We start from the raw sequence: 24,889 nt of genomic DNA, 5'->3' as shown, positions 1-24,889 counted from the left end.
AGATGATTTCAACATTAAATACGTGGAACGAGCTCTGGTCGCTTTTTATTTTACTAGTCGCTTGCTATTGGGCTTTACGACTAATCATTTATCTGTTAGATCGGTTTGCCAAAAGAAATATCGGAAACAAAAAATTTATTATAATACTTAAAAAAACAATCTTGTTTTACAATCCCGTTGCCGTATTGATTATGATTTTGGGTTTTATATCTATCAATTATATTACCCATACAATACTACTAATTATAGTAAGTGTTTTTGGTTACTCCTACATCAAAAATTATATCAATGGTATCTTTTTTCAGGTCAATCCATTGTTTAGAGAAGAAGCTTCTGTTAAAATAGGGGATTTTAAGGGAGAAATTGAAAAAATCATGCCTTTTGGCATTACTATTAGTACAGAAGAAGGAGAACATTATTTAAACTATGCACACATAGAAAAAACAGGTTTTACGATCCAGTCTGACAAAGATAGTGTGCTAAGAAAAACTTTGTACATAAAAACTGGTCTTACCCAAGAACAAGTACTCGATTTACTTTTTGACAATCCAATTCTCAGTTATAACGATGCACCAACAATTACACAAAGTGAAGATCCTGAAAAATGGAAATTACAATACACCCTAGAGCATGGAAGCTCTACTGAAGAATTGATTGCTTTTTTTAAAGATCATAACATACAAACAGGTTTAACATATAATATACTATAAAATGGAAATTTTAAATTCCTACTATTTGATTATCGAAGTATCCGTTATTATCATTTTATCCTTTTTATTTAACGGAATATCCAAAAAAACAAATATCCCCGCAGTACTAATGCTTATTGTATTGGGGGTTATATTACAATATGCTTTAAAATATTTTAACGCAGACTCTTTAAATTTTTTCCCCATTTTGGAAGTCCTGGGTATCGTTGGATTAATTATGATCGTACTAGAAGCTGCCCTGGAATTAGAACTTAAAAGAGAAAAACTAATCCCTGTTCTTAAATCCATGGCCATTGCATTAATAGGATTAGTAGGTTCTGCATGGATTGCCGCTCTTATTTTATATAATTTTATCCCCGAAATGACCATGCAATCTGCATGGTTATACGCAACTCCTTTATCCATATTGTCCAGTGCAATAATTATCCCCAGTGTATCCGGATTACATAAGGACAAAAAAGAATTTCATATCTACGAAAGTACTTTTTCAGACATCCTTGGTATTATGATGTTTTATTTTTTGATAGGAAAATCAAACCCGGCTCAAGATAGTGGAGTTGCCGGTTTTACAGGAAATCTGGCATTAACAATCATAATATCTTTAGTAGCCAGTTATGCCATTATCTTAATCTTTCAACGCATCAAAAGCCAAGTCAAATTATTTCTCTTAATAGCAGTTCTTTTATTGCTATACGCACTGGGCAAGCAAATGCATTTGTCATCTCTTATCATCATTCTAATTTTTGGATTGGTCATAGCAAATATGAAACTCTTTTTTAAAGGTAAACTCTCCAGATTCCTTCAATTTGAAAAAGCACATCATATTTATCACGAATTACATACCATAACCGCAGAAACTGCTTTTGTAGTACGAACCTTTTTCTTTGTAATCTTTGGGCTTACTATAACCATAACCTCTTTATTAGACCTTAAAGTAGCAGGAATAAGCAGCCTTATTATTATATCTATCTACGTTATACGCTTTATATTGTTGCGCATTTTTGTAGGCAAAGATATTATACCCCAATTATTTATAGCCCCCAGAGGTCTTATAACAGTATTGCTGTTTTATGCCATCCCGCAAGAAGCGCAGATTTCTACTTTTGAACCAGGAATACTTTTATTTGTAATTATTGGTACAAGTTTGATAATGACAGGAGCAATGATTTATGATAAAAAAAGAGCATCAAATGCAATGAAGATAGCCAACGAACGAAAAATAGGAACCATTAAATGGAAAGCCCCTGCCGTAGAGGATTCTGGTACTATTTAAAAAACATAGTATTCTCTTCATTTGTTTGCCGTAAACAAATGAAGAGAATACATCTTCTTTACCTTACATTAAAAACACTAAACATCAACTCAGACCTGCAGACATATAATAAAACTACAATAACACCCTATCGATAAACTGTTTAGTCTATTTCTGTAGACCTATAAAAAATAGCTCTGAAAAAAAGTGACTTTCTAAATATTTGGTGTCCCAAAAAATGTAATTTTAAATCAGAATTATCAATGTTGTTATGGTAATGTAAAAAGGTATTCGGGGGTTATATTGATCTTGTCAAAATGCAAATCAATAACCCTTGATTTACAGATCTTCGATCCCATACCAATACTATAAACCTTATCTAAACTACATTGACAATTAAGTTTAAGCAACAAAACTAAAGTATTAAATAACAAAAGGATGATATTAAGAGATGGTGTAAAAACAGCCGAAAATAAGGTGTCGTCAGAAACCAGGAAATTAAGTGATTTTGTAAAAGACAAAAGTAAATCATTGGTGGACAGACTAGAAAGCTATGAAGATATAATAAATCTTGAAATAGGAGACACTGGTCTTAACCGTGCAAAAACACTAGAACGCGAATTTAACATACGGCAGTTGTATATAAAATATGAAGGGGATAATCCTACCGGCACACAAAAAGACCGGATCGCTTTTGCCCAGGTATACGATGCCTTAAGAAGAGAGTATGATGTAGTTTCTCTGGCTACTTGTGGTAATTATGGTGTTGCAGTTGCCCTGGCAGCAAATCTGGCAGGTATACATTGTAAAATATATATCCCCGAATCTTTTCATACAGATCGTATAAAAGAGATGGAAACCCTTAATGCCGAAATAATACGAATGCAGGGCAGCTATGAAGATGTTGTAAAACACAGTAGCATACTAGCTGCACAAAATGATTGGTATGATGCTAATCCGGGAGGCGCAAACACCCCTTTGCAAATAAGCGCATACTCGCAAATAGCACATGAAATTGTCGAAGAACTTGGAGATGCCCCCAAGTACTGTGCCGCCCCCGTATCCAACGGAACATTGTTTGCCGGTATTTACAGAGGGTTTGTAAGTTTGTACAAACGCGGAAAAACATCAAGAATCCCCAAAATGATAGCTGCTTCTTCAACCAAAAAAAACCCTATAATTCAATCCTATAAACTAGGATTAGATTATTGCAAGGATTTGAATCCAGAAGCTATAAAAGAAACCAAATATAACGAGCCACTAATTAACTGGCATAGTTTTGATGGAGAAGAAGCCCTGTATGCAATTCAAAATTCAAATGGAGATGCCTATAATATTAGTGATAAAAAAATGAAAGAAATGAGTTCCTTTTTATTAAAAAAGGAGGGGCTTCGTATTCTGCCCGCTTCAACATCGGGACTCATTGCTTTACTAGAATTAGATGAAAAAATAGATCTAGAACCAGACAGGTTTGTTGCGGTTCTGACAGCAAAATATTAAAACATAAAAAAAATGAAAAAATCAATAGACGGAAAAGCTTTGGTGTATTGTGAAGGTGCATTTAATACCCCAAACGGAAAAACAGCTCACGGGCTTGTAAGATTTACAGAAAGATACCATGTAGTAGGTATAATTGACAGTAATTATGCTGGAAAAGATGCAGGAAAAGTACTGGATGGCAAAAAAAATGGTATTCCAATATTTAAAAATATAGAATCTGCCGTAAAAGAATTAACAGATACGGGTATGGTTCCAAAAACTTTGGTTGTTGGACTAGCCCCAGACGGAGGCAGATTACCAGAACAAGCAAAAGGTACTTTAAAAAAAGCTCTCGAAATGGGCTGGAACCTCGATAGTGGATTGCATGATTTTTTATCTAATGACAAAGCTTTGGTAAACCTTGCCACGAAAAACAATTGCCGTATCAGAGACGTTAGAAAAACACCTAACCGGGATGAATTACATTTTTTTTCTGGAGAAATTGAAAAAGTAAATTGTTTAAAATTAGCCGTTTTGGGAACAGATTCTGCAATAGGAAAACGTACAACAGCATGGCTAATCGTGCACGAGTTTATAAAAAGAGGCCGTAAAGCCGAAATGATTGGAACAGGGCAAACCGCCTGGATGCAAGGAGCAAAATATAGTATGATTATGGATAGCTGTATTAATGATTTTGTTTCCGGAGAAATCGAACATGCCGTTGTTAGCGCTTATAATAACGAAAAACCCGATGTTATTGTAATAGAAGGACAAGGTAGTTTAATGAATCCCGCATATCCTGGTGGTTTTGAGATTCTGGCGGCAGGAAGACCAGACTATGTTATTTTACAACACGCCCCTAAACGAGTAGAATATGACGGTTTTCCCGGGTATAAACTACACTCACTTAAAGAGCAAATTAATGCTATCGAGGTTATCTCGGGCAAAGAAGTAATCGCTATTACAGTAAATCACGAAGAAATGTTGCCAGAAGAAATTATACCAGCATGTAAAGAGATTACAAGAGAAACCGGTTTGCCTGCATTTGATGTTCTAGCACATGGAGCCAGCGACTTAATAGATATATTAATAGACGAAATACGATGAGTACTATTAAATCCCTTATAGTATTTCCATTACTAAAAGTACATCAAATTATTATAGAACCAAAACGGGTAAAAGCTACCTATTCTATTCAAAAAAAAGATGGAACCCTTGTTAGCAATGATCTTATTTACACCTATAATCAAGTTTATTTTAGCAAAAAAAATGCTCAGGATGTTAACCTTGCCAGTATGATGCTCTCGCAAGTAGCCCTTAACTACGGATTATTTTTTGAAACTATCGAGTTTGATGGTCTTTTTGAAGAGGTAGACAAACGTTTTTTAAAGGACATGACAGAAAATACATCCAAAGAGATTCTGGTAAATAAATTCTTTACTAAAAACGAATTTCTAAAACCTCCTTTTGACTCTATTCAACCCGAAAAACTATCCAAATATACCGCAGCAAATCTAATCTTTGTTAACACACAATTTAAGGACCTAAAAGTTGAAAAAACTTCTTGCATCACCAATAAAAATGAATATGCTATTTTAAGCAGTGGCGGAAAAGATAGTTTATTAACCTATGGGATAATTAAAGAAATAGGAGAAGCACACCCTGTTTTTATAAACGAATCCGGAAGACATTGGTTTACAGCAGTAAATGCGCATAACTATTTCCGTGAAAACGAACCTAATACAGTCAAACCATGGTGCAATAGCGATCGCATATTTAATTGGATGGTAAAACAAATGCCATTTATCAAAGAAAATTTTCAAAACATTCGTGCCGATATTTATCCAATCAGGCTTTGGACCGTAGCCGTGTTTTTATTTGGTGTACTTCCTGTGGCACGCAAACGTGGTATAGGCAATATTTTGATAGGCAATGAATATGACACTACTGTAAAAGGCAATCACAATGGCATCTCCCATTACAATGCCTTGTATGACCAAAGCAAATATTTTGATAATGCCTTAACACGATACTATCAAAAAAAAGGATGGGATATTTATCAATATTCTGTTTTGAGAAGCCTGTCTGAGCTACTTATTTTAAAAATACTGGTAAAACGGTATCCGGATTTACAAAAACTACAGGTATCCTGCCATGCTGCTCACGAAAAAGATGGCAAAATGCTTCCTTGTGGTAATTGCGAAAAATGCAGAAGAATTGTTGGCATGCTCAATGCCCTAGATGAAGATCCCAAACGTTGTGGATACAATGATGACCAAATAATTAAAGGATTAGAAGCGCTTGCCAAACATAGTGTAAAACAAATTGGAAGCGATGCTGCACACCTGTATCATTTATTGCTAAGCAAATCCCTTATCCAAAAAAATGAACACACCACCAAATTAGCAAAAGAACACAACGAAATTGTAAAACTACGCTTTGATAATGAACGAAGTATGCTTTCGGATTTACCAAATCACATACGTAAACCATTACTCGATATTTTTATAAAATATAGTGATGGCATAGTACAATTACGAGAACGAAAATGGCATACATTTACAATAGAAAAAGAGGAATTAGAAACTTCCTATTTCCTAAATAAAGAAAATGAAAGAACAACATAAAAAACCAAGTTTCCTTTGGGAACTTAAAACCTCGCCAGAGCTGGAAGAGTATTTAAAAACAATGGATACAGTAATTTTGCCATGTGGCGCTATTGAGCAACACGGCCCTCATTTACCTGTAGATGTTGATTATTTTGATGCAAAATATATGGCATACAAAGTTGCCGAAGCCTGCCCGGACCCAAAACCATTGGTACTCCCCCCTATCCCTTTTGGCGTTTCCTATCACCATGAAGATTTTAAAGGAACATTAAGTGTTACCAATGAAGCTTTATCCAGATTTGTATATGATTTGGGAATGAACCTTGCCAAAAATGGGATCAAAAAAATTATTATTCTTAATGGTCATGGAGATAATGCCCCTACCCTAAGTTATGCTGCTCAAATGATTAATCGGGATGCAAAAATATTTGTATGTGTAGATACCGGCGAAACAAGCGATATAGATTTGCTTAACCTTATTGACACCCCAAATGATGCACATGCCGGAGAGATCGAAACCAGTACCACACTTGCTATTAGACCAGATATGGTACAAATGGACAAAGCCGAAAATGAAACCTTACAATTTGGAAGTACTTTTTTGGATTTTGATGACGATCGCAGTGTAAGTTGGTATGTACGTACCAATAAAATTTCAGAAAGCGGAATAATGGGGGACGCTACAAAAGCAACCGCAGAAAAAGGGGTGGAAATGTGGAAGGTAATGATTCAAAACATGGTGCGATTTGTAGAATCTATTAAAAACACACCACTGGAAGATCTATATCAAAAACGATATTAAAAACAGCTGTAAAACGCTTGAAACAGAAAAGATCAACATTTTTTTAAAATACTATGAAAATAACTAAAGTATCCTACGAACGTATAGAACTTTCGCTTTCCTCGCCATATACTATTGCATACGAAACAGTATCGGGAGCTACTAATTTTATCTTAAAAGTAGAAACAGACAAGGGGCTCGTAGGGTACGGTTGTGCAGCTCCCGAACCTATGGTAACCCAAGAAACCCCGAATGAGGTAGAACAAAACATAAAAACCAATATCATTCCGTTTTTATTAGGAAGAAACCCTTTTATGCTATCTGAAACATTAGAAGGACTTAAAACACTTCTTTCTGTCAAATCCTCTGCCCTGGCAATGGTAGATATGGCACTTTTGGATATTGTTTCCAAAAAAATGGAGGTTCCTCTATATCAATTTCTAGGAGGGTACAGAAATAGTATCCCCACCAGCATTACTATTGGTATACTACCATTAGAGGAAACATTAAAAATTGCATCAGAATATGTTGCTCAAGGTTTTTTTATTTTAAAAATCAAAGGAGGCCTCTCTCTCGAAAACGATATCGAAAAAATGATATGCCTGCACAAAAAAATTCCCAATATACAATTGCGATTTGATGGTAATCAAGGATACTCTGTAGACGATGCAATAGCCTTTTTTGAAGCTACAAAAGATATTGGCATCCAATTTCTTGAACAGCCTACCAAAGTAGGAAATGGTGAAAAACTGGGGCTGGTTAGTCAAAAAACAAATATCCCGGTAATGGCAGACGAAGGAATTAAAAGTTTACAGGATGTTTTTCGATTAGCACAAAATAATTTTGTAGATATGATTAATATCAAGTTAATGAAAGTTGGTGGTATTGTAGAAGGAATGCACATAAACTCGGTAGCCAAATCCGCAAATATAGAGGTAATGGTAGGATGTATTGATGAGTGCAGATTGGGCATATCTGCGGGATTACATTTTGCTTTGTCCAGACCAAATATCAAGTATGCGGATTTGGATGGTCATCTAGATATGATAAATGATCCTTTCAAAAATTTATTTAAACTTGAAAAAGGAATATTATACCCTACAAAAAACCCGGGATTAGGTGTAATTAATTTTTAAGAATCACAAATCTACCTGATCTTTAACACTAGTGTAAACGGACGATCTATTACAACATCTTCAATATACGCTAGTGTAAACGGTCAATCCATTGCAGAATCTTCAATAACGCTAAATAATCGATTTATCTGCGCATTTTTATTTCTTATTCAATTTATAAAAATTTTAGTATCACTGCAAAAAGAAAATAACCTTTCGATCCAGCACCAAATTGCTCTGATTTCATTTATGATATTATCTCATGTTTTATTCCGCTCAGTATTAGTCCGTAAATTATAAATATTATTAAGGAAATCAAAAATGGTTTTGTTGATTGATAAACTTTGGAAATAAAACTCCATGGAAGCATAAAGAGTAAAACACCAACTTCTTCTTTAATTTCATAATTTACATCATGAAACTCTATATAAAACTGTATAAGCCGAGAAACAGATAAAAATATTACTCCGAAAATGAAAAATGAGTTGGCTTGAGCAATTCTATTTATTCTTGTTTCTCGTCTATTTTTTAAAACCGGTTTACTTGTCCACAAATAGATAGTGAAACTAAAAGCAAGGCTTATTGATAATAAACTCCAGAAAAGAGAGTAATAAAATGTTAGCTTTTCACTAAATGGTATTTCCCTATACCCTTTAGACATAGCTATCATCAAATCGCTTAACTTGATGAGACCGAGGAAAAAATAATCTAAAAGAAAACTTAAGATAATTCCTATTGTTATACCACTATAAAATCGAAAGAGCCCAATTTGATTTATACTAAAATTTGATTTATATTTTTTCAATTCTGATTTTTTTTTTAAAATGTGAGATAACACTAGTGTAAACGGTCAATCTATAAAGATTTTGCTCTGTATTTCTGCTTTACCCCATTAGAATTAAAACAAGAATCCCTGCTACATATCCAGAAAATGCGAGAAATGAAATATTTTTTAAGTACCAAAGAAAATCAATTTTTAAGATTCCCATAACTGCTACACCCGCAGCAGAGCCTATAATTAAAATACTTCCTCCTGTCCCTGCACAATATGCCAGTAACTCCCAAAAAGTATGATCCACAGGATAAACCTCTATAGAATACATACCCATTGCTCCTGCTACTAATGGCACATTATCTACTATAGAAGATAAAACGCCGATTACAGCATTTACAGCATAAATATTATTCAAGTTTGCATCCAATAAATGCGCCATATCGGTTAAATGTCCTGCAGATTGCAAGCTTCCAACTGCTATTAGAATACCCAAAAAAAACAAAATACTGGGTGTATCTATTTTTTGCAATACGCCAACTATAGACAAGCTCTTTTTGTGATCTGCAAGTTTATTTTTATGTAATATCTCTGTCACAATCCAAATAATACTTAACCCAAATAAAACTCCCATAAATGGAGGCAAATGCGTAATGGTTTTAAAAACAGGAACAAAAAGTAAGGCCGAAATCCCTAGTCCAAAAACTACTTTTTTTTCAAAATCACTAACCATGGCATTATGATCTTCTATTTCTTTTAAGTCTGGTTTTTTTATATTTCCTTTAAACCGAAAAGAAACAATTATTAGTGGTATTAACAAACAAACAATACTTGGTACTATAACTTCTAAAATAATATTTGCTGCCGTAATTTGCCCGCCAATCCACAGCATTATAGTAGTAACATCTCCTATTGGTGACCATGCCCCCCCTGCATTGGCCGCTATGATTACCATACCTGCAAATAACCAAAGATCTTTTTTTTCTGTCATTAATTTTTTAAGTAATGCAGACATAACAATCGCGGTGGTTAGGTTATCTAAAACCGAGGAAAGAATAAAAGTTATAATAGATAATATCCATATTAATTTTATTCTGTTATTGGTTTTTATTTTATCTGTAATCACAGAAAAGCCCTCATGAGCATCTATAATTTCGACAATGGTCATCGCTCCCAACAAGAAAAACAAGATTTCTGAAATCTCCCCAATATGTTCTCTCAGGTTTTCTGGTATAAAATGCAAAATTTCTTCTGCATTAACTGTGGGCAATAGTATTTTTCCACCATAGATAAATAAAACCCAACAACAGGTACCCGTAAGAAGTGCGATTGCTGCTTTATCAATTTTTATAACATGCTCCAAAGCAATTAAAAGATATCCAAGTACAAAAACAATTAGAATAATGGTATACATTTGTTTACGTATTAAAAGGTTACAATTTTTAAACCAATAACCCCGAAGGCAAGCTCACGGGTGTGCTTATACTATATAGTTTTTTGGGGCATACCCCAAGCAATTGTACCAAATAAGTTCTAAAAATATGCTAAAATGCAAAGTTGCTTTTTTCCTATTTGAAGCATCAAAATTATTGCATAGCCCTTGTACAAAGCTAAGCCAAAGTATAGCTGCAAAAGTTTTTTATAAGTAAGAATGAACGAGCATGTTGGTATAATTTTAGGGTTTATTTGGTCAGACCATTAATAAGGGGTTAAACTCTATAATATCGATTAAAAATAGTATTCTAAACCGACAGTTTAATAAGAAATCATATTATTTTTTTATCCTAAATATTTTATCAATACAAGTGACTTTTTAAGCAATATGTGTCAGAATATCTAATAAACAAAAAAATAGATGCAGTATATTATTTTTTATGTGGGTTTTATTATAACAGCATACGCCGTTATCGCCAATGATGTTATTCAAACCTTAGGTACTTTTTTGGCTTCCAACAAAAAAAAACACTGGGCTTTACTCTGGTTATTTGCAGGAAGTATCCTTACCATAACTTTATTTTATGGGTGGTATACCCATAATGGCGATGTATCTTATGGCAGATTAGATAAAATCCCATTACCCAACGAATTACAATGGTGGTATCTATTAGCTCCTGTATCTCTTTTGGTTATTACCAGATTAGGGATTCCTGTAAGCACTACCTTTATGATACTCAGCGTGTTTTCAACAAGTCAGGTTATAGAAAAAATGATCCTTAAATCTGTTTTGGGATATGCACTGGCATTTACATCTTCGCTGCTTATCTATCTTATAATTTCCAAAATATTTGAATCTAATGCTTCATTACGATTAATGAATATTAAAAAGCAGAAAAAACATTGGCTTTTGGCACAATGGTTTTCTACAGGTTTTTTATGGTCTCAATGGTTAATTCAGGATTTTGCTAATATTTATGTCTTCTTACCCAGAAAACTTGAGCTGCATGAGTTGTTGATTTCTTTAGGAATCATTTTGATCATCACAATTTATATATTTAAAAGTCGTGGCGGAAAAATCCAGCAGATTGTAAATCAAAAATCTAATGTCGAGAACATACGCTCTGCAACAATAATAGATTTATGCTACGGTATTTTGTTGTACATCCTGGGAACTATAAGTACTATCCCCATGAGTACAACATGGGCTTTTATAGGTATTTTGGCAGGTAGGGAAATTGCTATCATTTACCTTCTTCAAAAAGAAAAACTAAAAAACACTTATAAGATAATATTTAAAGATCTTGCAAAAGTCAATATAGGGCTTATAGTTAGCATATTAGTAGCATTTGCCATTCAATTACTAAAAGCTTAAAAATGAAAAGCATACTATTTAAAACCATTTTGTTATTTTTTATAGGTTCGTGCTTTATTTTGGCAGCACAGGAGCTTCCGGTTAATGTTCCTGTAGATTCCACCATTCCGTTAAAAGAATTATTTGATCATAAATTACAGTATAAATTAGAAAAAACCCTAAACAACAATAAACAATGGAAATCTTTGATATCCCAAAAAAGAATGGCAGTTGGTATTGTAGATTTAAAAAATATAGAACATATAAGATTTGCCAGAGTTAATGGTAATGAAATGATGTATGCTGCCAGTCTTCCCAAAATTGCAGTTTTATTGGCTTCTATAGATGCTATAGATAAAGGTGAGCTTAAAGAAACGCCTGCTATAAAGCACGATATGCTAATGATGATTAGTAAATCCAACAATCAGGCAACTACCCGTATGATAGACAGAATAGGTTATGATAAAATTGAAGCCGTACTAACAAGTGATCGCTACAACCTTTATGACAAAGAGTCTGGTGGCGGACTTTGGGTAGGTAAAAGATATGCCGCAGGCGGCCCTACCAATAGAGAGCCATTAAAAAACCTAAGCCACGCTGCTACTGTTACCCAGGTATGCAGATTTTACTATATGCTTTTTCAAGGCAAATTAGTTAATAAAAAACGTTCGGCACAAATGCTGGATATAATGACAAACCCATCGTTGCACCATAAATTTGTGAGCACATTAGATAAAATTGCCCCTGGTGTACGTTTGTTTCGTAAATCAGGTTCCTGGAGCACCTATCACTCTGATTCTATTTTGGTATGGGGTTCTCCTTCCAGACGATATATTCTTGTTGCACTTGTAAATGATAAAAATGGAGAGCAAATTATACGAAACCTGGTAGTACCTATAGAAAAAGTATTGAATGAGCAGTAGCAAAGGAAAACAAACAAATACATATTTGTATATCCCCCCTTGTATACTCTTTTATAACATTACCAAAAATCCGGCTTTAGCTAAATGATAAAAAATACTTTCAAAAAGATTTTTGATATAAAAGACGAAGAAATAAAAACTGCTTTGCTAATGCAAGGCTATATCTTTTTGATTATTGCAACTTTATTGATTATAAAACCAACTATAAACTCTCTTTTTATTTTTGATCTGGGAGCCGATAGTTTACCCGCGGGATATTTGTTGATCGCAATTAGTGCTATAGTAACTTCTTTTTTTTACTCAAAAGCTACAGAACGGTTTTCTTTAAAACGCATTATCAAATTTACACTTACATTTTATATTATATCTTTGGTTGTTCTGGGGTTCCTTTTGCATTTTCAATTAATAACGGGTTGGATTTTATATGCCTTTTATGCCGGAGTAGCTATATATGCAGTACTTGTTACCTCCCAGTTCTGGGTATTGGCCAATTTGGTTTTTAATGTTAGAGAAGCCAAACGATTATTTGGTTTTATAGGAGCAGGAGCAATTACAGGAGGCATTTTTGGAGGATACCTCACTACCATATTAGCTCCATATATAGGTAATGCTAATCTAATATTTATAGCAGCACTTTTTTTAGTTTGCTGTTTTCCTGTTCTGTCTGTTTTATGGAAAGAAAAAGTAGAAAAACTAAATACTTTTAAACAGAAAAAAAGAATAACTTCTTTTCAGGAACGTCCTTTTAAATTAATCAAAAGCTCAAAACACTTATCCTATCTTTCTATAATTATAGGGATCGGGGTAATCACCGCCAGATTGGTAGATTTTCAGTTTAGTGATATCGCTTCCAAAATAATAACAGATAGCGAAGAATTAACTTCTTTTTTCGGATTTTGGTTATCTACTTTTAACCTGATTTCATTGCTTATACAACTGTTCTTAACCCGAAAAATCGTTGGTGTATGGGGAGTTGGTTTTTCATTGCTTCTTTTGCCATTATTTATCCTCCTAGGAACCCTTTTGTTTTTTATTTTTCCAGAGCTATGGGTAGTTATTTTATTAAAAGCCACAGATGGTAGCTTAAAACAATCCATAAACAAATCTGCTATGGAGCTGCTGGCACTTCCTTTACCATATACCTTAAAAAAGAAAACCAAATCCTTTATTGATGTAGTAGTAGATAGTGTGGCAACAGGAATCGCTGGTTGTATCCTTATTTTTCTTATCAAAGGTCTTCATGTACCAGAACAATATATCATGTTACTTATCCTTTTACTAACTCTGGTATGGGTATACTTTGTTTTTAAAGTAAGAAAAGAATATTTTCTGTCTTTTCGAAAAAACCTGGAAAACCTGCTTCCTTTATCTCAAAAAAGGATCAAAAAAATAACAAAAGATTCTTTCTTGAAAGGAATGAAAAATGTATTTGAAAATGGTAGTGAAAAAGAAATATTATTTATGTTGAGCAAGACCAAAGAAATAAACGACAAACGTTTTGCCGAAACTATCAGAAAACTATTAAACCACCCGTCAAACAGTGTTAAAGCTGAAGCATTGCGAAACCTTTATTACCTTAACGACAATGATAGTATCATCATCGAAGTACAGGATATACTAAAAATTGAAGATGATGAAGTTGTATTAGCTGCATTAGAATATTTGCTACTACATGCAGATCTTAATGAATCTATTGTTTTTGATACATACCTTAACCATCCTAGCAAATATATTTCGAGGGCTGCCCTGCTATCTTTGGCAAAAGAAACCAGAGACAACCCGTCTTTACAATATAAATACGAGTTTTCTGCCCGTATAAACGCTAAAATTTCTCAAATCAATAATTTACAGGATGATGAGCTTATAAAAAAAGAAAGCATCGAATTTGTAAAAGTTATAGGTTTTGCAGATTATAAAGATGGGTACCCCTATATCTATGAAGGGCTAAAATCCTTTGATGCTTCAATAAAAAAGAATGCTATTCTGGCTGCCGGTAACACAATGAGCTCCCTTTTTGTAGATAAATTACTCGAATTATTAAATGACAAGGCTTATAGAGAAGATGTAAAACTTGCGCTATTGCATTATGGTAAAGGAATGGTAGACGTTTTGCACCAAAAAACCCTGCAAGCACAGCACCCGCTATCTGTGCGAAGACTTATTCCGCAAGTAATCTCTGTATTCAAAAATCAGGAATCTGTTAATGCGCTTCTTGATATTTTTAAAACTGTAGAGGACTTGACCATTCGTTTGGAATGTGTAAGGGCTTTGTCTGCCTTAAAACTTGAAACACCAGACCTCTACTTTGATAAAAATAAAATAGCCAACCTTATTCTGGAAGAATGCAAACTATACAACTATACCCTTTATGCAATGCATACTCAGGTTATTATACATTATATGAAACGCAAAAAATTAAAAAAACAATTTTTTGATACAGAAATGGATGCCAGAGAAAGCTTAATGGAGCTGCTAGAACGTAGATTAGACGCAGGATTAGAACGAATTTTTAAGCTTTTGGAGCTACAATATGCCCCAAAAGATGTGCAGATAGCATACAAAGGTATTATAAGTGAAGAACAAGAAAAAAGAACTAATGCTATAGAGTTTTTGGACATCTTGCTAAACCAAAACTTAAAAAACACATTGATACCTATAATCGAAGCCACCATTTTGGATACTTCCTCTGAAGAAGTAATTGAAATGATAAGTAAAAACAAATTTACCGAGTACCAATGCTTTGAAACAATTTTAAAAGGGAAAGACCTTAAACTAAAACTTGCTGTTTTATATCTTATCGAGCAAAAAGGAGAGAACAAATACATATCCCTAATTACTCCTTTAATGCAAAATGATGATAAAAAAATCGAGGATTTTGCCAAAAAAGCATATACCAATATAATGACCAAAAACACTATTACATAATGAATTATAAATCTATTATAGAAAAAACAAAGCTAAAAACCATACAAACGCTGAGGTTTTTAAAAAAACACCCTTTTAAATCCTTAGGATATACATTTATTACAGGAGTCTCTTTTGTATTATTATTGTTTGTATTAACATATATTGGTTTTTTTGGCCGTATCCCAAAAGAAACTGAGCTCAAAAACCTGAAAAACCCATTAACATCAACTATATATGGTAGTGACAAGCAAGTCATTGGCAGTTATTTTTTGCAAAACAGATCTAATATAGATAGTACACAATTAAACCCGCATTTGGTAAATGCATTAGTATCTACAGAAGATGTACGGTTTTATACACACCACGGCATAGACTACAAAAGTTATGCAAGGGTAATAATCAAATCTATTTTGCTACAAAAAAGTACGGGAGGTGGTAGTACTATAACACAACAAATTGCAAAAAACCTGTTTGGAAGAAAAAAACAGTATATACTCTCTACCCCTATCAACAAAATGCGAGAAATTATAATTGCCAAAAGGCTAGAAAATATTTACAGCAAAGAAGATCTTATATTATTATATTTTAATACCGTTTCTTTTGGCGAAAATATCTACGGAATAGAAAAGGCCGCTATGCGTTTTTTTAGTAAAACCCCTAAAGAACTAACCTTGGCAGAAAGTGCTGCTTTAATAGGGGTTTTGAAAGCTCCTACCTACTACAACCCCAGAAAAAACAAAGATCGTGCAGAACAGCGCCGTAATACGGTTATGCAACAAATGTTAAAATATAGTTATATTACCCAAACAGATTATGATACTGCCAAAACTCCTTTGGTCATAAAATACCAACCACCACAAAAAATTTCTTCTTTGGCTTCTTATTACAAAGAATATGTAAAAACAGAATTTGACAAATGGGCTATTGCCAATCCTGCAAAAAGCGGATATGTTTATGATCTGGATAAAGATGGGTTAAAAGTATATACCTCTATAAATCCTTATGTTCAAAAATATATAGAAAAAGCAATGATCCGGCAAATAGAACGATTACAAGATATGATGAATAAAAACTGGAACAGTGCTACCACAACAGGAGGTAAAGACTCCCTTGTCAAAAAACTAATAGAAAATCACGGGCAAGTAAAAGCATTACTAAAACAAGGAAAAAACAAAGAAGAAATCACACAGTTTATCCATAAAAAAACATTAAGAAAATACTGGGAGACGGGCAAAGGATATGTATTAAAACCACAATCCCTGCAAGATTCAATAATAAACGCTATTATAAGGTTGCATACAGGCATAATTGTTATGAACAGCCATAATGGAAAAATAATGGGATATCTTGGTGGTATCGATTATGGTTTTTCTCAAACCGATAATATACAAACACAAAAACAAGTTGGATCTACTTTTAAACCTGTCACCTATCTGGCTGCCCTTGAAAATGGACTGGACCCCTGTGATTATTTTGACAATGCTTATAGAACTTACACAGAATATGAAAACTGGAAGCCAAAAAATGCTAATAACAAATATGGCGGAAGTTATAGCATGCAAGGAGCATTAACTCATTCTGTAAATACAGTATCTGTGTCTGTACAGCTCAAAACCGGAACCAAAAGAGTTATAAACCTGGCAAAAAAAATGGGCATTATTTCAGATATCCCACAAGTTCCTTCGATAGTATTGGGAACCGCAGATATAAGCCTTATAGAAATGGCTACTGCCTATGCCGGTATATCTAATGGTGGGACTGCTGTTACCCCATATACCATAGAAAAAATTGAAAACCACGATGGAACCATCTTGTATGAAGCAAAACCCAACTATAAAGGAAGGGTCGCTTCTAAACAAAACATTGTAAAACTTCAAAAAATGATGGAAGGAGTGTTAACAGAAGGTACGGGAGCAGGGTTTAAAAATTATGAAATCCCCTTTAACATTATTGGTAAAACAGGAACCACCCAAAACAATGGGGATGGCTGGTTTATTGGATGTTCTCCAGAAATTGTAGTTGCTGCATGGGTTGGCACACAAGATAAGAGGGTTCATTTTGCAAATACGTATATGGGATCTGGTGCTAATACTGCAATGCCTATTGTTGCTTCGGTTTTTAAAAGTTTAAGTAGTTGGAAAAAACCAATACTGTCTAATTTTGAATATGATATCCCATATTTTCCTTGTCCCGCATTTAGTGACCTTCCTGCACAAGAAGCATACACATTTTATAAAAATGACACTACTTATATACAGCAATTAAAAATTAAAGATTCTCTGTTATCTATAAAAAATATAGAAGTGGATTCTATAGCAACCGATAGCCTTAAAACCGTAAAAGATTCTTTACACCTGCCGTTAAACTGATTTAGCCTTCTAATGATAGTATTATTTTCTCCATCTTTTAAAAAATATGTTGCATAAATAAATATACTTGGGTTTAGCTTAACAGGTATTATACCAAAATATTTTGCCCGATATCCTTTAACCTGCTTTATGTATCAAAAAACCTAAAGTTTTCGGAAAAAGAAAAAGACAAACGTAAAAACTAGTACAATTTGGTACATAAACTATTTCCTACCCAAAAAAGGTAGCCTTTGCCATTTTATATATTTTTATATTTACCCTGTTTTTATTCTAGCTTGAAAATGATCAGGGTATTATTTTTTTTCTGTTCGATATTTGTTGTACATGCCCAATTTAAAGTAACGCATTATACTACAGCCAATGGGTTGCCCCATGATAGCCTGTACCAACTATTTCAGGACAGTAATGGATATATGTGGGTTTGTACAGACAATGGTCTTTTAAAATTTGATGGGCAAAAGTTTTCTACATACAACATTTCGAACGGATTGCCCAATAATTATGTAATTGATATTACCGAAGTCGAAAAATCAAAATATGCATTGGCTACCTGGGGAGGAGGGGTTCAAATCTTGCAAAATGACTCTATATACCCCATAAAGTCGTCTGCATTTTTAAAAATCAACCAGATTATCGATCATAAGGGATATTGGGTTGCTTCGTTTGGTCGGGGGATTTATTTACTTTCAAAAAATAAAGGCCAATATAATACCGAAAGATGGTACATCAATAAACAGATCCAAAAGCCTGTAGAAAATATTTTTTTTTCTATCAAAAAAGTTAAAGATAAGGTATTGCTTTTTGGGGGAAACAACGTTTCTAAAGATGGACTGACAGGGGTGTACAACATACAGCCAGAGAGCAAAAACATTCAAAAAAAATTCCCTTTTTTTACTACCAAAAAGATCAATGATATCATACCCTTTGGGGATAACCTTATTGCAATTACAGATAATGAAGAGTATTTGTTTAACGATACATATATATTAAAAAAACATACCCTGGATTTTTGGGGCAAGAAAAATAAGTTAAGGCTTAAAAGGGTTCTTAGAACAGGCGATTACAAGGTTTATATTACCGAAAATATAGAGACCAATAAAGATACCGTATATATTTTTCATCCAAATGATCTCAAAACACCTATAGAGGTTATTCCTCTTTCTGCGCTTACCAGCGATGCCATTCTGGATCACAATGGCAATATATGGATAAGCACTTTTGGTAATGGCCTTTTTTATATCAAAAAGCAGTCCCTTAATTTTTGTAATAAAACTTTTAACTCTAATACCATTATAGATATTACAGAATATAAAAATAAAGACCTGCTGTACTTGTCCCTAAAATCCCTTTACAAAAGATCCGCATCAGGAGATATAGAACCTTTGATCCTTTCAAAAAAAGATGATGCTTTTATTGCATTCGGCACAAAATATACCAATACTAATGACACCATATATATAAACATGGGGTTTGGTGAAAAAATAAATATCATCAGCCAACAAATCCCAATCTCTCAAATAGAAACCAACAGGATTGATTTTAACAACTATTACCTGCTTTATATTAGGAATCGATTACTAATATATAAAAATGATACTCGTCAAACCAAAATCGATCTGGAGTCAAGTGTGTATATAAAAGAAATTTATTTTCATAACGACCACTACTGGATTGCTACCAATAATGGTATCTATATATATAATAAAGATTTTTCTAAACTAACTCAAAAAATAACGGCTCAACAAGGACTCTCCAATACCAATGTAACCTCTATTGCTTTTAACGGAAATCATTTTTTTGCAGGTACCATAAATGGTCTCAATAGTATTGATAAAAATCATAAAATCACCAAATTTGATATCCCATCATCCCTGTCTTCAAACCATATCAACACTTTGTTGGTAGATCATAACAAAAACCTGTGGATAGGGACCCAAAACAGTGTTTTACTGTATTATAACAATGAAATATATAAGATATCGGATAGCCATCACGGGGATTCTTCTTTTTCGGTTAATAAAATATATGAAAGTTCTGATCACAAAATCCATATCGGAACCAATAAAGGAGTATACGTCATTAACAACCAAAAAGGGTTTACCCCAGAAAGCCCTCCCAGATTATTGGTGAAACCCGTATCCAAAAATTCTTTTCGGGCAAACGCTATTGACTTTTCTGGGTTGCAAATAGTAAAACAATATAAACTTAACAACGACCACTGGAAAAATTTTACAGAAAACACTATAGATTTTAAAGAGTACGGGTACAAAAACCATATCGTTCATTTTAGGGTAAGAAATGCCAAAAGCGAATGGGTATACTCAAAAAACCACTTGTTTAGCATAACACCTCCCTGGTACAAGTCTATTTGGTTTTATATTAGTACAGGCATAGTTGCAGGAGGGTTTCTTTTGTTAAGGATAAGAACGGTTAACCAGCGAAATGCCTTTTTGTACAGTGTCCTTACCAAAAACATGCAATTAACGGTAGAGCTGGATAATTCCAGAGAAAATATCGCCAAGGATTTTCATGATGAACTGGGCAATAAACTAGCTGGGATCAATATGGTTACCTCGGTTATTTTAGCCAACAAGGAGTTAAAAAAGAAGGACCCCGAGTCCTATAAATTGCTTCAAAGAATACGCAATGATGCCACCGACCTGTACCATGGGGTTAGGGATTTTATCTGGAGTATAGATGCAAAAAACGATAATGTTAATGAGCTTATTATCTACCTTACCGAGTTTGGGGAAGAACTTTTTGCCAACACCGGTATCAAATTTTTGGTCGATAATAAAGTTACCGATGCTCAGCCCCTTCCTTTTTACTGGAGCAGGCAACTCTTATTGCTTTTTAAAGAAGCCATGACCAACACATTAAAACATTCTAAAACTTCCTTGGCAACGCTGAATGTTGTTATAGTAAAAGAGGAACTTAGTATATCTTTTCAGGATTTTGGAAAAGGGTTTGATACCCAAAAATTAAAACGAAAAAACGGAATCACCAATATGCACAGCCGTGCAAAAAAAATTGATGGAACCCTTACCATAGAATCTATAAATGGGACTAAAATAACATTTAAAGGAACCCTAAAATAAACCAGGTCATGAAAAAAGTAATTATTATTGAAGATTATCAGGTATTATTGGACTCGTATGCAAAAATAATCAATACCTCTACGCAATTTAAAGTAGTAGGAAAGTATACCAATTGCGAGGATGCCATCCTTAATATTGAAGAAATAGATCCTGATTATGTACTGATTGATATTACATTACCGGGCATGAACGGTATTGAAGGGATCTCAAAAATAAAATCTATACTACATAATGTAAATATTATTGTAGTTTCTGTACACGAAAACTCAAAATATGTTTTTAGGGCACTTTGTGCGGGGGCTATTGGTTATGTAACCAAAAGTAGTGGTGAGAAAAAGCTATTAGAGGCTTTATCCCAAGCAGAACAAGGAGGAGCCCCTATGAGCATAAGTATTGCCAGGATGGTTGTAAAATCGTTTCAGCAAGTAAAATTTGATAACCTGACCCCCAAAGAGAACGAAGTATTGGTTTTATTGTCCAACGGAAAAAGTTATGCTTCTATAGCAGATCAACTAGAGGTAAGTACAAATACCATAAAATACCATGTAAAGAACATTTACGAAAAACTACATGTTAGCAGCAGGAATGAGATCATAGACCTGATCAGGCAGAAACAAATGGAATAGTTTTTTTATGCCTAAGAGCCTGAGTTTAATTGTTGCTTGGTGTTTCTGCCGATATTTTATTGAGTGGTGATGCTATAAGTATAAGTAACTTTTGAAGCTTTTCTAAGCTATACAGGATATGGACAATGAGGATAAGGCCATGGTCTTAAAATTCCTCGACCTTGCCATTATTTATACAAAATAGCCCCGCAGCCCCGATTTTGAACAAAAAACACATAACCAACTTATAAATAACACAATATAGCCGTTTGTAGTCGGATAGATTGCCTCTGCAACACTTGCGGAAGGTCTCGTGCATACAACAAGAGCGTCCGCAAGTGATGTAAAGCCGATTGTTGGTGCAACGATCGCGTCCGCAAGTAATGTAAAGGCAATTGTTGTGGTATAGATTGCTTCCGCAACCAATGTAAAGCCACTTTTAACACTTTGGATACCCTGCGCAAGTGTTGTGGAAGGTTTCGTCATTAAAAAATGTTGCGCGCAGACGTACGGCACTTAGCCCAACCTTGGTAAATAGCAGCGTGACCTGTCTGAACAAGATAAACAAGCTATCCTTTATAACCCAGATGCTTTGTTAAGGGATGCTAAGACTAGACAAGCATACTCATCATAAAACAATAAAAAAACCAGCTACATCCCTGTAACTGGTTCTTTGCTTTTATAACCCTACTTTGATTATACCGCTAAGTCAGGAGACTTTGCGGATCGGGATATATACTACATCTTAAGCCCTAATAAAAATATCTTTGCTTTAACCCAGATTAAAATGTAATGAGCTCGATACTGTATCGAGCTCATCATCAAAATTAAAAATTCATATAAGGAGTTCTACCCAAAAGGGTAATTTATTATACTCAAATATTAGCTACTAATTTTTAAAAACCACCTTTTACTTAGTGTTTATTTATTCAAAAAAATTATTGTTTAACTATTTTGTATACCCTAACGTTGTTTTCATAAATCAATTTAAGAATATACATCCCCGGAGGATAATTTGATATTTCAAACTCGGATTCTGTTGAGTCTACAGGTTTATTACAAACAACTTTTCCATCCAAATCATAGACTTTTATATACTTAAGAGGGTAATCCTTATTAGACTTTATATAAAAATGCCCAGAGCTAGGATTTGGAAAAACCTTAACTTTTTCACTGATTTTATCAGATTTCTGTTCTGTCATTTCTATTTTCATGTCCGCAAAATTTCCAATACGCCCACTAGATGGATCATTTGAACAATTGAAATTCATGTTTTGGATTATTGTATTTCCATTACTTGGGTATATATCCATAGCATTTGCAATAAAGCCAGAAGTACCGATAAAACCTGATTTTAGCTCTATATCCTTTGCTGTATATGTTGAAGAGTACGTTCCTGGTCCTAAACTTTTAAACGATTCAATATCTTTATAGTAATCAGAATATAAAAAATTGGATTGCTCATCATTACAAAATAATTTACCTTTATTTGGTTTTTCTTCTATAATGTCAAATCGATAGTCTGTTTGAAATATGACTGGTTTTTCGTAGTATTTAGAGCTAAACTTTGCTAACATTCTTATCTTAACATCTGTATCTTCTGGTAACTCAAATGTTATTCCTTTAAAATCATTCATTTTAATATATGGAGTTCCAAAAACAACCTCTTTTGCTTCTTTATCAAACTTATGGATTATAAATCTCCCACTATCTAATTCTTCATAAACAGGATTTATAACATTTCTTGTTACAGTTTGACCTAAAATATTAGAATGCTCGTATCCAGCAATAAACCTATCTTCTACAGAATAACCCCTTTTTCCTGTTCCTGTTGACTTGCATACAATAGCAAAATGGATGTCTATTAAATTCATACCATCTAGTTCATTTAAAACTAACTCAACATCTTCATCAAATTTATATTTTCTATAGTTCCCTTCATACCCTTCAATATATCTTGGTCGAGTCGGTTTGTATTGATTATCAATACAACCATATCTACCATATATTTTAGTTACTTTCACGGTTGGTGTTTTCTTCAAATTAATAGAACCAACAGAACAATTATAGGGATTCCATGCAACCGGAGGAAACATAGGTCCCTTAACCCCCGGTATTTTAATAGTTGTACCGCCTAAAGTTTTTTTAATATCCATAGTCCCTTCTATATTGAGATATTGTGTAACTGCTTGAGGTTTTGTAGAATTTTTATCATCAAAAGAACCTGTAATTAAATTAAAAAAACCAAGTACCGCTCCTGCCCCAGCTGAAATTCCTACGGCCGCATTAAATAATTGGGCTACATTATTTAAATTACTCACAGTTGATTTATAATTCTGTAAAAATTTAGCTGAAGTATTATCAATATTCTTTGTAGATGCTTTCATCTGATCTAATAGCTCGCTAGTAGTTTTCAATTGCTTATGAAATTTTCCATGTTTAACTGAAAATTGACCGGATGATACATTTCCTCCACTTATACTATGCTGCAAATCATTCGGAGCAGTAACACCTGTTCCGGATAAAGTAATTGAATAATTATCCACCCCATAAAAAAGAAACACCCATTTTTTGTTATCATATTTAGAGTGTTCTATATTATTATCAAACATGATCGGGAAATCTGCGGAGCACCATGATTGCAAACCTACATTGGGAATTATTACAGATAATTGATCATTTTTACCATTTTGTTCTCCATTAATATATTTATCTGTAGCCCAAGATCCATCATCTCCCCCTGCTAATATTCCAGGATTATTAGAATCGTGAAATGATAGATTCCCTAAAATATGACTATAGGTATCACTCCCATCTAAGTAAAAAAATGCTCTTACGATACTTTTATGCCTATTGTACAGAATAAAATAAGGGTATATACTATTAAAATTAGCCCATATCAATCCCCAGCCTTTTTCTTTCGTATAATCTTTGGTTTCATAGACATCGACAATCTCACCAACTCTTACGGAAGTTGATAAAAATGGAGGCTTGATATTAGCCCATCCATCATTTATCCCATCGTTATCCGGCTCTCCGGCACTCAACTCTCTTTGCCAGTTATTTTGATCCTGATTTTCCCAGTTCCAATTTGAATAATCTCCATCCTTTGGTATTTGCGCCATGCAAGGTATGCTGAGCAATATAACGTAAAATAGAATTAAATATCTCATCATTTATTTTTTTTAAATACAATTTTATCTTCTTATGTAATCAGACAGATTTAATTAACGTATTAAACAAAAGGTTATCGCCTGTTTAAAAACGTATATGTCAAAACTGTTCTATTTCTTAGCAAGTTTGGCTTCTAATAAACGAATACGCTTTTCCTGTTCAATGGTATACAATGTCAACTCTTCTATCTTTTGTAATAACTGGATCTGGAATGTCCCTACATTAACATCATTTTTGATCATCTCTGCTTCACTGGCAATTTCTGGCAGGTGCTTATGTTCTTTGATAAAACTTTCCACTTCTTCTA

General features: G+C 33.7%; 16 protein-coding genes and 1 pseudogene. 13 read left to right on the top strand and 4 right to left on the bottom strand.

Annotation, left to right across the window (positions count from 1 at the left end; genetic code table 11):
• Positions 1-2 precede the first annotated feature (2 nt).
• The 7 genes from ACZIYX_RS19645 to ACZIYX_RS19615 all read left to right on the top strand — a co-directional run bounded on the left by ACZIYX_RS19645 (position 3) and on the right by ACZIYX_RS19615 (position 7,967).
• A complete protein-coding gene (locus tag ACZIYX_RS19645; RefSeq protein WP_462683967.1) occupies positions 3-710 on the top strand; it encodes a hypothetical protein in 708 nt (235 codons plus the stop codon).
• Between the two features lies 1 nt (position 711).
• Positions 712-1,983 carry a cation:proton antiporter domain-containing protein gene (locus ACZIYX_RS19640; RefSeq protein WP_462683966.1) on the top strand — a complete coding sequence of 424 codons (1,272 nt, stop codon included), beginning with the start codon at positions 712-714 and terminating at the stop codon, positions 1,981-1,983.
• A gap of 417 nt (positions 1,984-2,400) precedes the next feature.
• Positions 2,401-3,462: a pyridoxal-phosphate dependent enzyme gene (locus ACZIYX_RS19635; RefSeq protein WP_462683965.1), complete on the top strand. Its 1,062-nt coding sequence runs from the start codon at positions 2,401-2,403 to the stop codon at positions 3,460-3,462.
• Positions 3,463-3,474: 12 nt separating this feature from the next.
• Positions 3,475-4,548: a DUF1611 domain-containing protein gene (locus ACZIYX_RS19630; protein ID WP_462683964.1), complete on the top strand. Its 1,074-nt coding sequence runs from the start codon at positions 3,475-3,477 to the stop codon at positions 4,546-4,548.
• On the top strand, positions 4,545-6,068 hold the full coding sequence (locus ACZIYX_RS19625; RefSeq protein ID WP_462683963.1) for a hypothetical protein: 1,524 nt from the start codon (positions 4,545-4,547) through the stop codon (positions 6,066-6,068). The genes ACZIYX_RS19630 and ACZIYX_RS19625 overlap by 4 nt, the downstream gene beginning before the upstream one ends.
• Positions 6,052-6,852, top strand: coding sequence for a creatininase family protein (locus ACZIYX_RS19620; protein WP_462683962.1), 801 nt, complete (start codon positions 6,052-6,054; stop codon positions 6,850-6,852). The genes ACZIYX_RS19625 and ACZIYX_RS19620 overlap by 17 nt, the downstream gene beginning before the upstream one ends.
• A gap of 53 nt (positions 6,853-6,905) precedes the next feature.
• Positions 6,906-7,967: a mandelate racemase/muconate lactonizing enzyme family protein gene (locus tag ACZIYX_RS19615; protein WP_462683961.1), complete on the top strand. Its 1,062-nt coding sequence runs from the start codon at positions 6,906-6,908 to the stop codon at positions 7,965-7,967.
• Between the two features lie 226 nt (positions 7,968-8,193).
• On the opposite strand, the gene ACZIYX_RS19610 is transcribed toward ACZIYX_RS19615, so the two are convergent.
• Together ACZIYX_RS19610 and nhaD are read right to left on the bottom strand one after the other, a co-directional pair.
• On the bottom strand, positions 8,194-8,751 hold the full coding sequence (locus ACZIYX_RS19610) for a hypothetical protein (protein ID WP_462683960.1): 558 nt from the start codon (positions 8,749-8,751) through the stop codon (positions 8,194-8,196).
• 79 nt (positions 8,752-8,830) lie between these two features.
• Complete coding sequence (nhaD, locus tag ACZIYX_RS19605) at positions 8,831-10,132, bottom strand: sodium:proton antiporter NhaD (RefSeq protein ID WP_462683959.1); 1,302 nt, start codon at positions 10,130-10,132, stop codon at positions 8,831-8,833.
• Positions 10,133-10,573: 441 nt separating this feature from the next.
• On the opposite strand from nhaD, the gene ACZIYX_RS19600 reads away from it, so the two are divergent.
• From ACZIYX_RS19600 to ACZIYX_RS19575, 6 genes are all read left to right on the top strand, one after another.
• Positions 10,574-11,527, top strand: a complete 954-nt coding sequence (locus tag ACZIYX_RS19600) for a hypothetical protein (RefSeq protein WP_462683958.1) — start codon at positions 10,574-10,576, stop codon at positions 11,525-11,527.
• Between the two features lie 2 nt (positions 11,528-11,529).
• Positions 11,530-12,429, top strand: a complete 900-nt coding sequence (locus ACZIYX_RS19595; RefSeq protein ID WP_462683957.1) for a serine hydrolase — start codon at positions 11,530-11,532, stop codon at positions 12,427-12,429.
• 84 nt (positions 12,430-12,513) lie between these two features.
• The gene (locus ACZIYX_RS19590; protein WP_462683956.1) at positions 12,514-15,354 is read left to right on the top strand and encodes an Npt1/Npt2 family nucleotide transporter; all 2,841 of its coding nucleotides are present in this window, start codon (positions 12,514-12,516) and stop codon (positions 15,352-15,354) included.
• The gene (locus ACZIYX_RS19585) at positions 15,354-17,705 is read left to right on the top strand and encodes a transglycosylase domain-containing protein (RefSeq protein ID WP_462683955.1); all 2,352 of its coding nucleotides are present in this window, start codon (positions 15,354-15,356) and stop codon (positions 17,703-17,705) included. The genes ACZIYX_RS19590 and ACZIYX_RS19585 overlap by 1 nt, the downstream gene beginning before the upstream one ends.
• 281 nt (positions 17,706-17,986) lie before the next feature.
• Positions 17,987-20,803, top strand: coding sequence for a ligand-binding sensor domain-containing protein (locus ACZIYX_RS19580; protein ID WP_462683954.1), 2,817 nt, complete (start codon positions 17,987-17,989; stop codon positions 20,801-20,803).
• An 8-nt stretch (positions 20,804-20,811) separates the two neighbouring features.
• Positions 20,812-21,429, top strand: coding sequence for a response regulator (locus ACZIYX_RS19575; RefSeq protein ID WP_462683953.1), 618 nt, complete (start codon positions 20,812-20,814; stop codon positions 21,427-21,429).
• Positions 21,430-22,346: 917 nt separating this feature from the next.
• Here ACZIYX_RS19575 and ACZIYX_RS19570 read toward each other — a convergent pair.
• Together ACZIYX_RS19570 and ACZIYX_RS19565 are read right to left on the bottom strand one after the other, a co-directional pair.
• Positions 22,347-24,533: a T9SS type A sorting domain-containing protein gene (locus ACZIYX_RS19570; protein WP_462683952.1), complete on the bottom strand. Its 2,187-nt coding sequence runs from the start codon at positions 24,531-24,533 to the stop codon at positions 22,347-22,349.
• A gap of 159 nt (positions 24,534-24,692) precedes the next feature.
• Positions 24,693-24,889: pseudogene (locus ACZIYX_RS19565) on the bottom strand (hypothetical protein); the annotation flags it as partial.

The organism is Aquimarina sp. (assembly GCF_977115655.1).
Note: the sequence above shows the minus strand (reverse complement) of the source record. Positions and strands in the feature narration are given on the sequence as shown.

Bases quoted from the DNA above. Each gene is read 5' to 3' on its own strand.
- ACZIYX_RS19645 (WP_462683967.1), top strand. From the start codon at position 3: ATGATTTCAACATTAAATACGTGGAACGAGCTCTGGTCGCTTTTTATT.
- ACZIYX_RS19640 (WP_462683966.1), top strand. From the start codon at position 712: ATGGAAATTTTAAATTCCTACTATTTGATTATCGAAGTATCCGTTATT.
- ACZIYX_RS19635 (WP_462683965.1), top strand. From the start codon at position 2,401: ATGATATTAAGAGATGGTGTAAAAACAGCCGAAAATAAGGTGTCGTCA.
- ACZIYX_RS19630 (WP_462683964.1), top strand. From the start codon at position 3,475: ATGAAAAAATCAATAGACGGAAAAGCTTTGGTGTATTGTGAAGGTGCA.
- ACZIYX_RS19625 (WP_462683963.1), top strand. From the start codon at position 4,545: ATGAGTACTATTAAATCCCTTATAGTATTTCCATTACTAAAAGTACAT.
- ACZIYX_RS19620 (WP_462683962.1), top strand. From the start codon at position 6,052: ATGAAAGAACAACATAAAAAACCAAGTTTCCTTTGGGAACTTAAAACC.
- ACZIYX_RS19615 (WP_462683961.1), top strand. From the start codon at position 6,906: ATGAAAATAACTAAAGTATCCTACGAACGTATAGAACTTTCGCTTTCC.
- nhaD (WP_462683959.1), bottom strand. From the start codon at position 10,132: ATGTATACCATTATTCTAATTGTTTTTGTACTTGGATATCTTTTAATT.
- ACZIYX_RS19600 (WP_462683958.1), top strand. From the start codon at position 10,574: ATGCAGTATATTATTTTTTATGTGGGTTTTATTATAACAGCATACGCC.
- ACZIYX_RS19595 (WP_462683957.1), top strand. From the start codon at position 11,530: ATGAAAAGCATACTATTTAAAACCATTTTGTTATTTTTTATAGGTTCG.
- ACZIYX_RS19590 (WP_462683956.1), top strand. From the start codon at position 12,514: ATGATAAAAAATACTTTCAAAAAGATTTTTGATATAAAAGACGAAGAA.
- ACZIYX_RS19585 (WP_462683955.1), top strand. From the start codon at position 15,354: ATGAATTATAAATCTATTATAGAAAAAACAAAGCTAAAAACCATACAA.
- ACZIYX_RS19580 (WP_462683954.1), top strand. From the start codon at position 17,987: ATGATCAGGGTATTATTTTTTTTCTGTTCGATATTTGTTGTACATGCC.
- ACZIYX_RS19575 (WP_462683953.1), top strand. From the start codon at position 20,812: ATGAAAAAAGTAATTATTATTGAAGATTATCAGGTATTATTGGACTCG.
- ACZIYX_RS19570 (WP_462683952.1), bottom strand. From the start codon at position 24,533: ATGGCGCAAATACCAAAGGATGGAGATTATTCAAATTGGAACTGGGAA.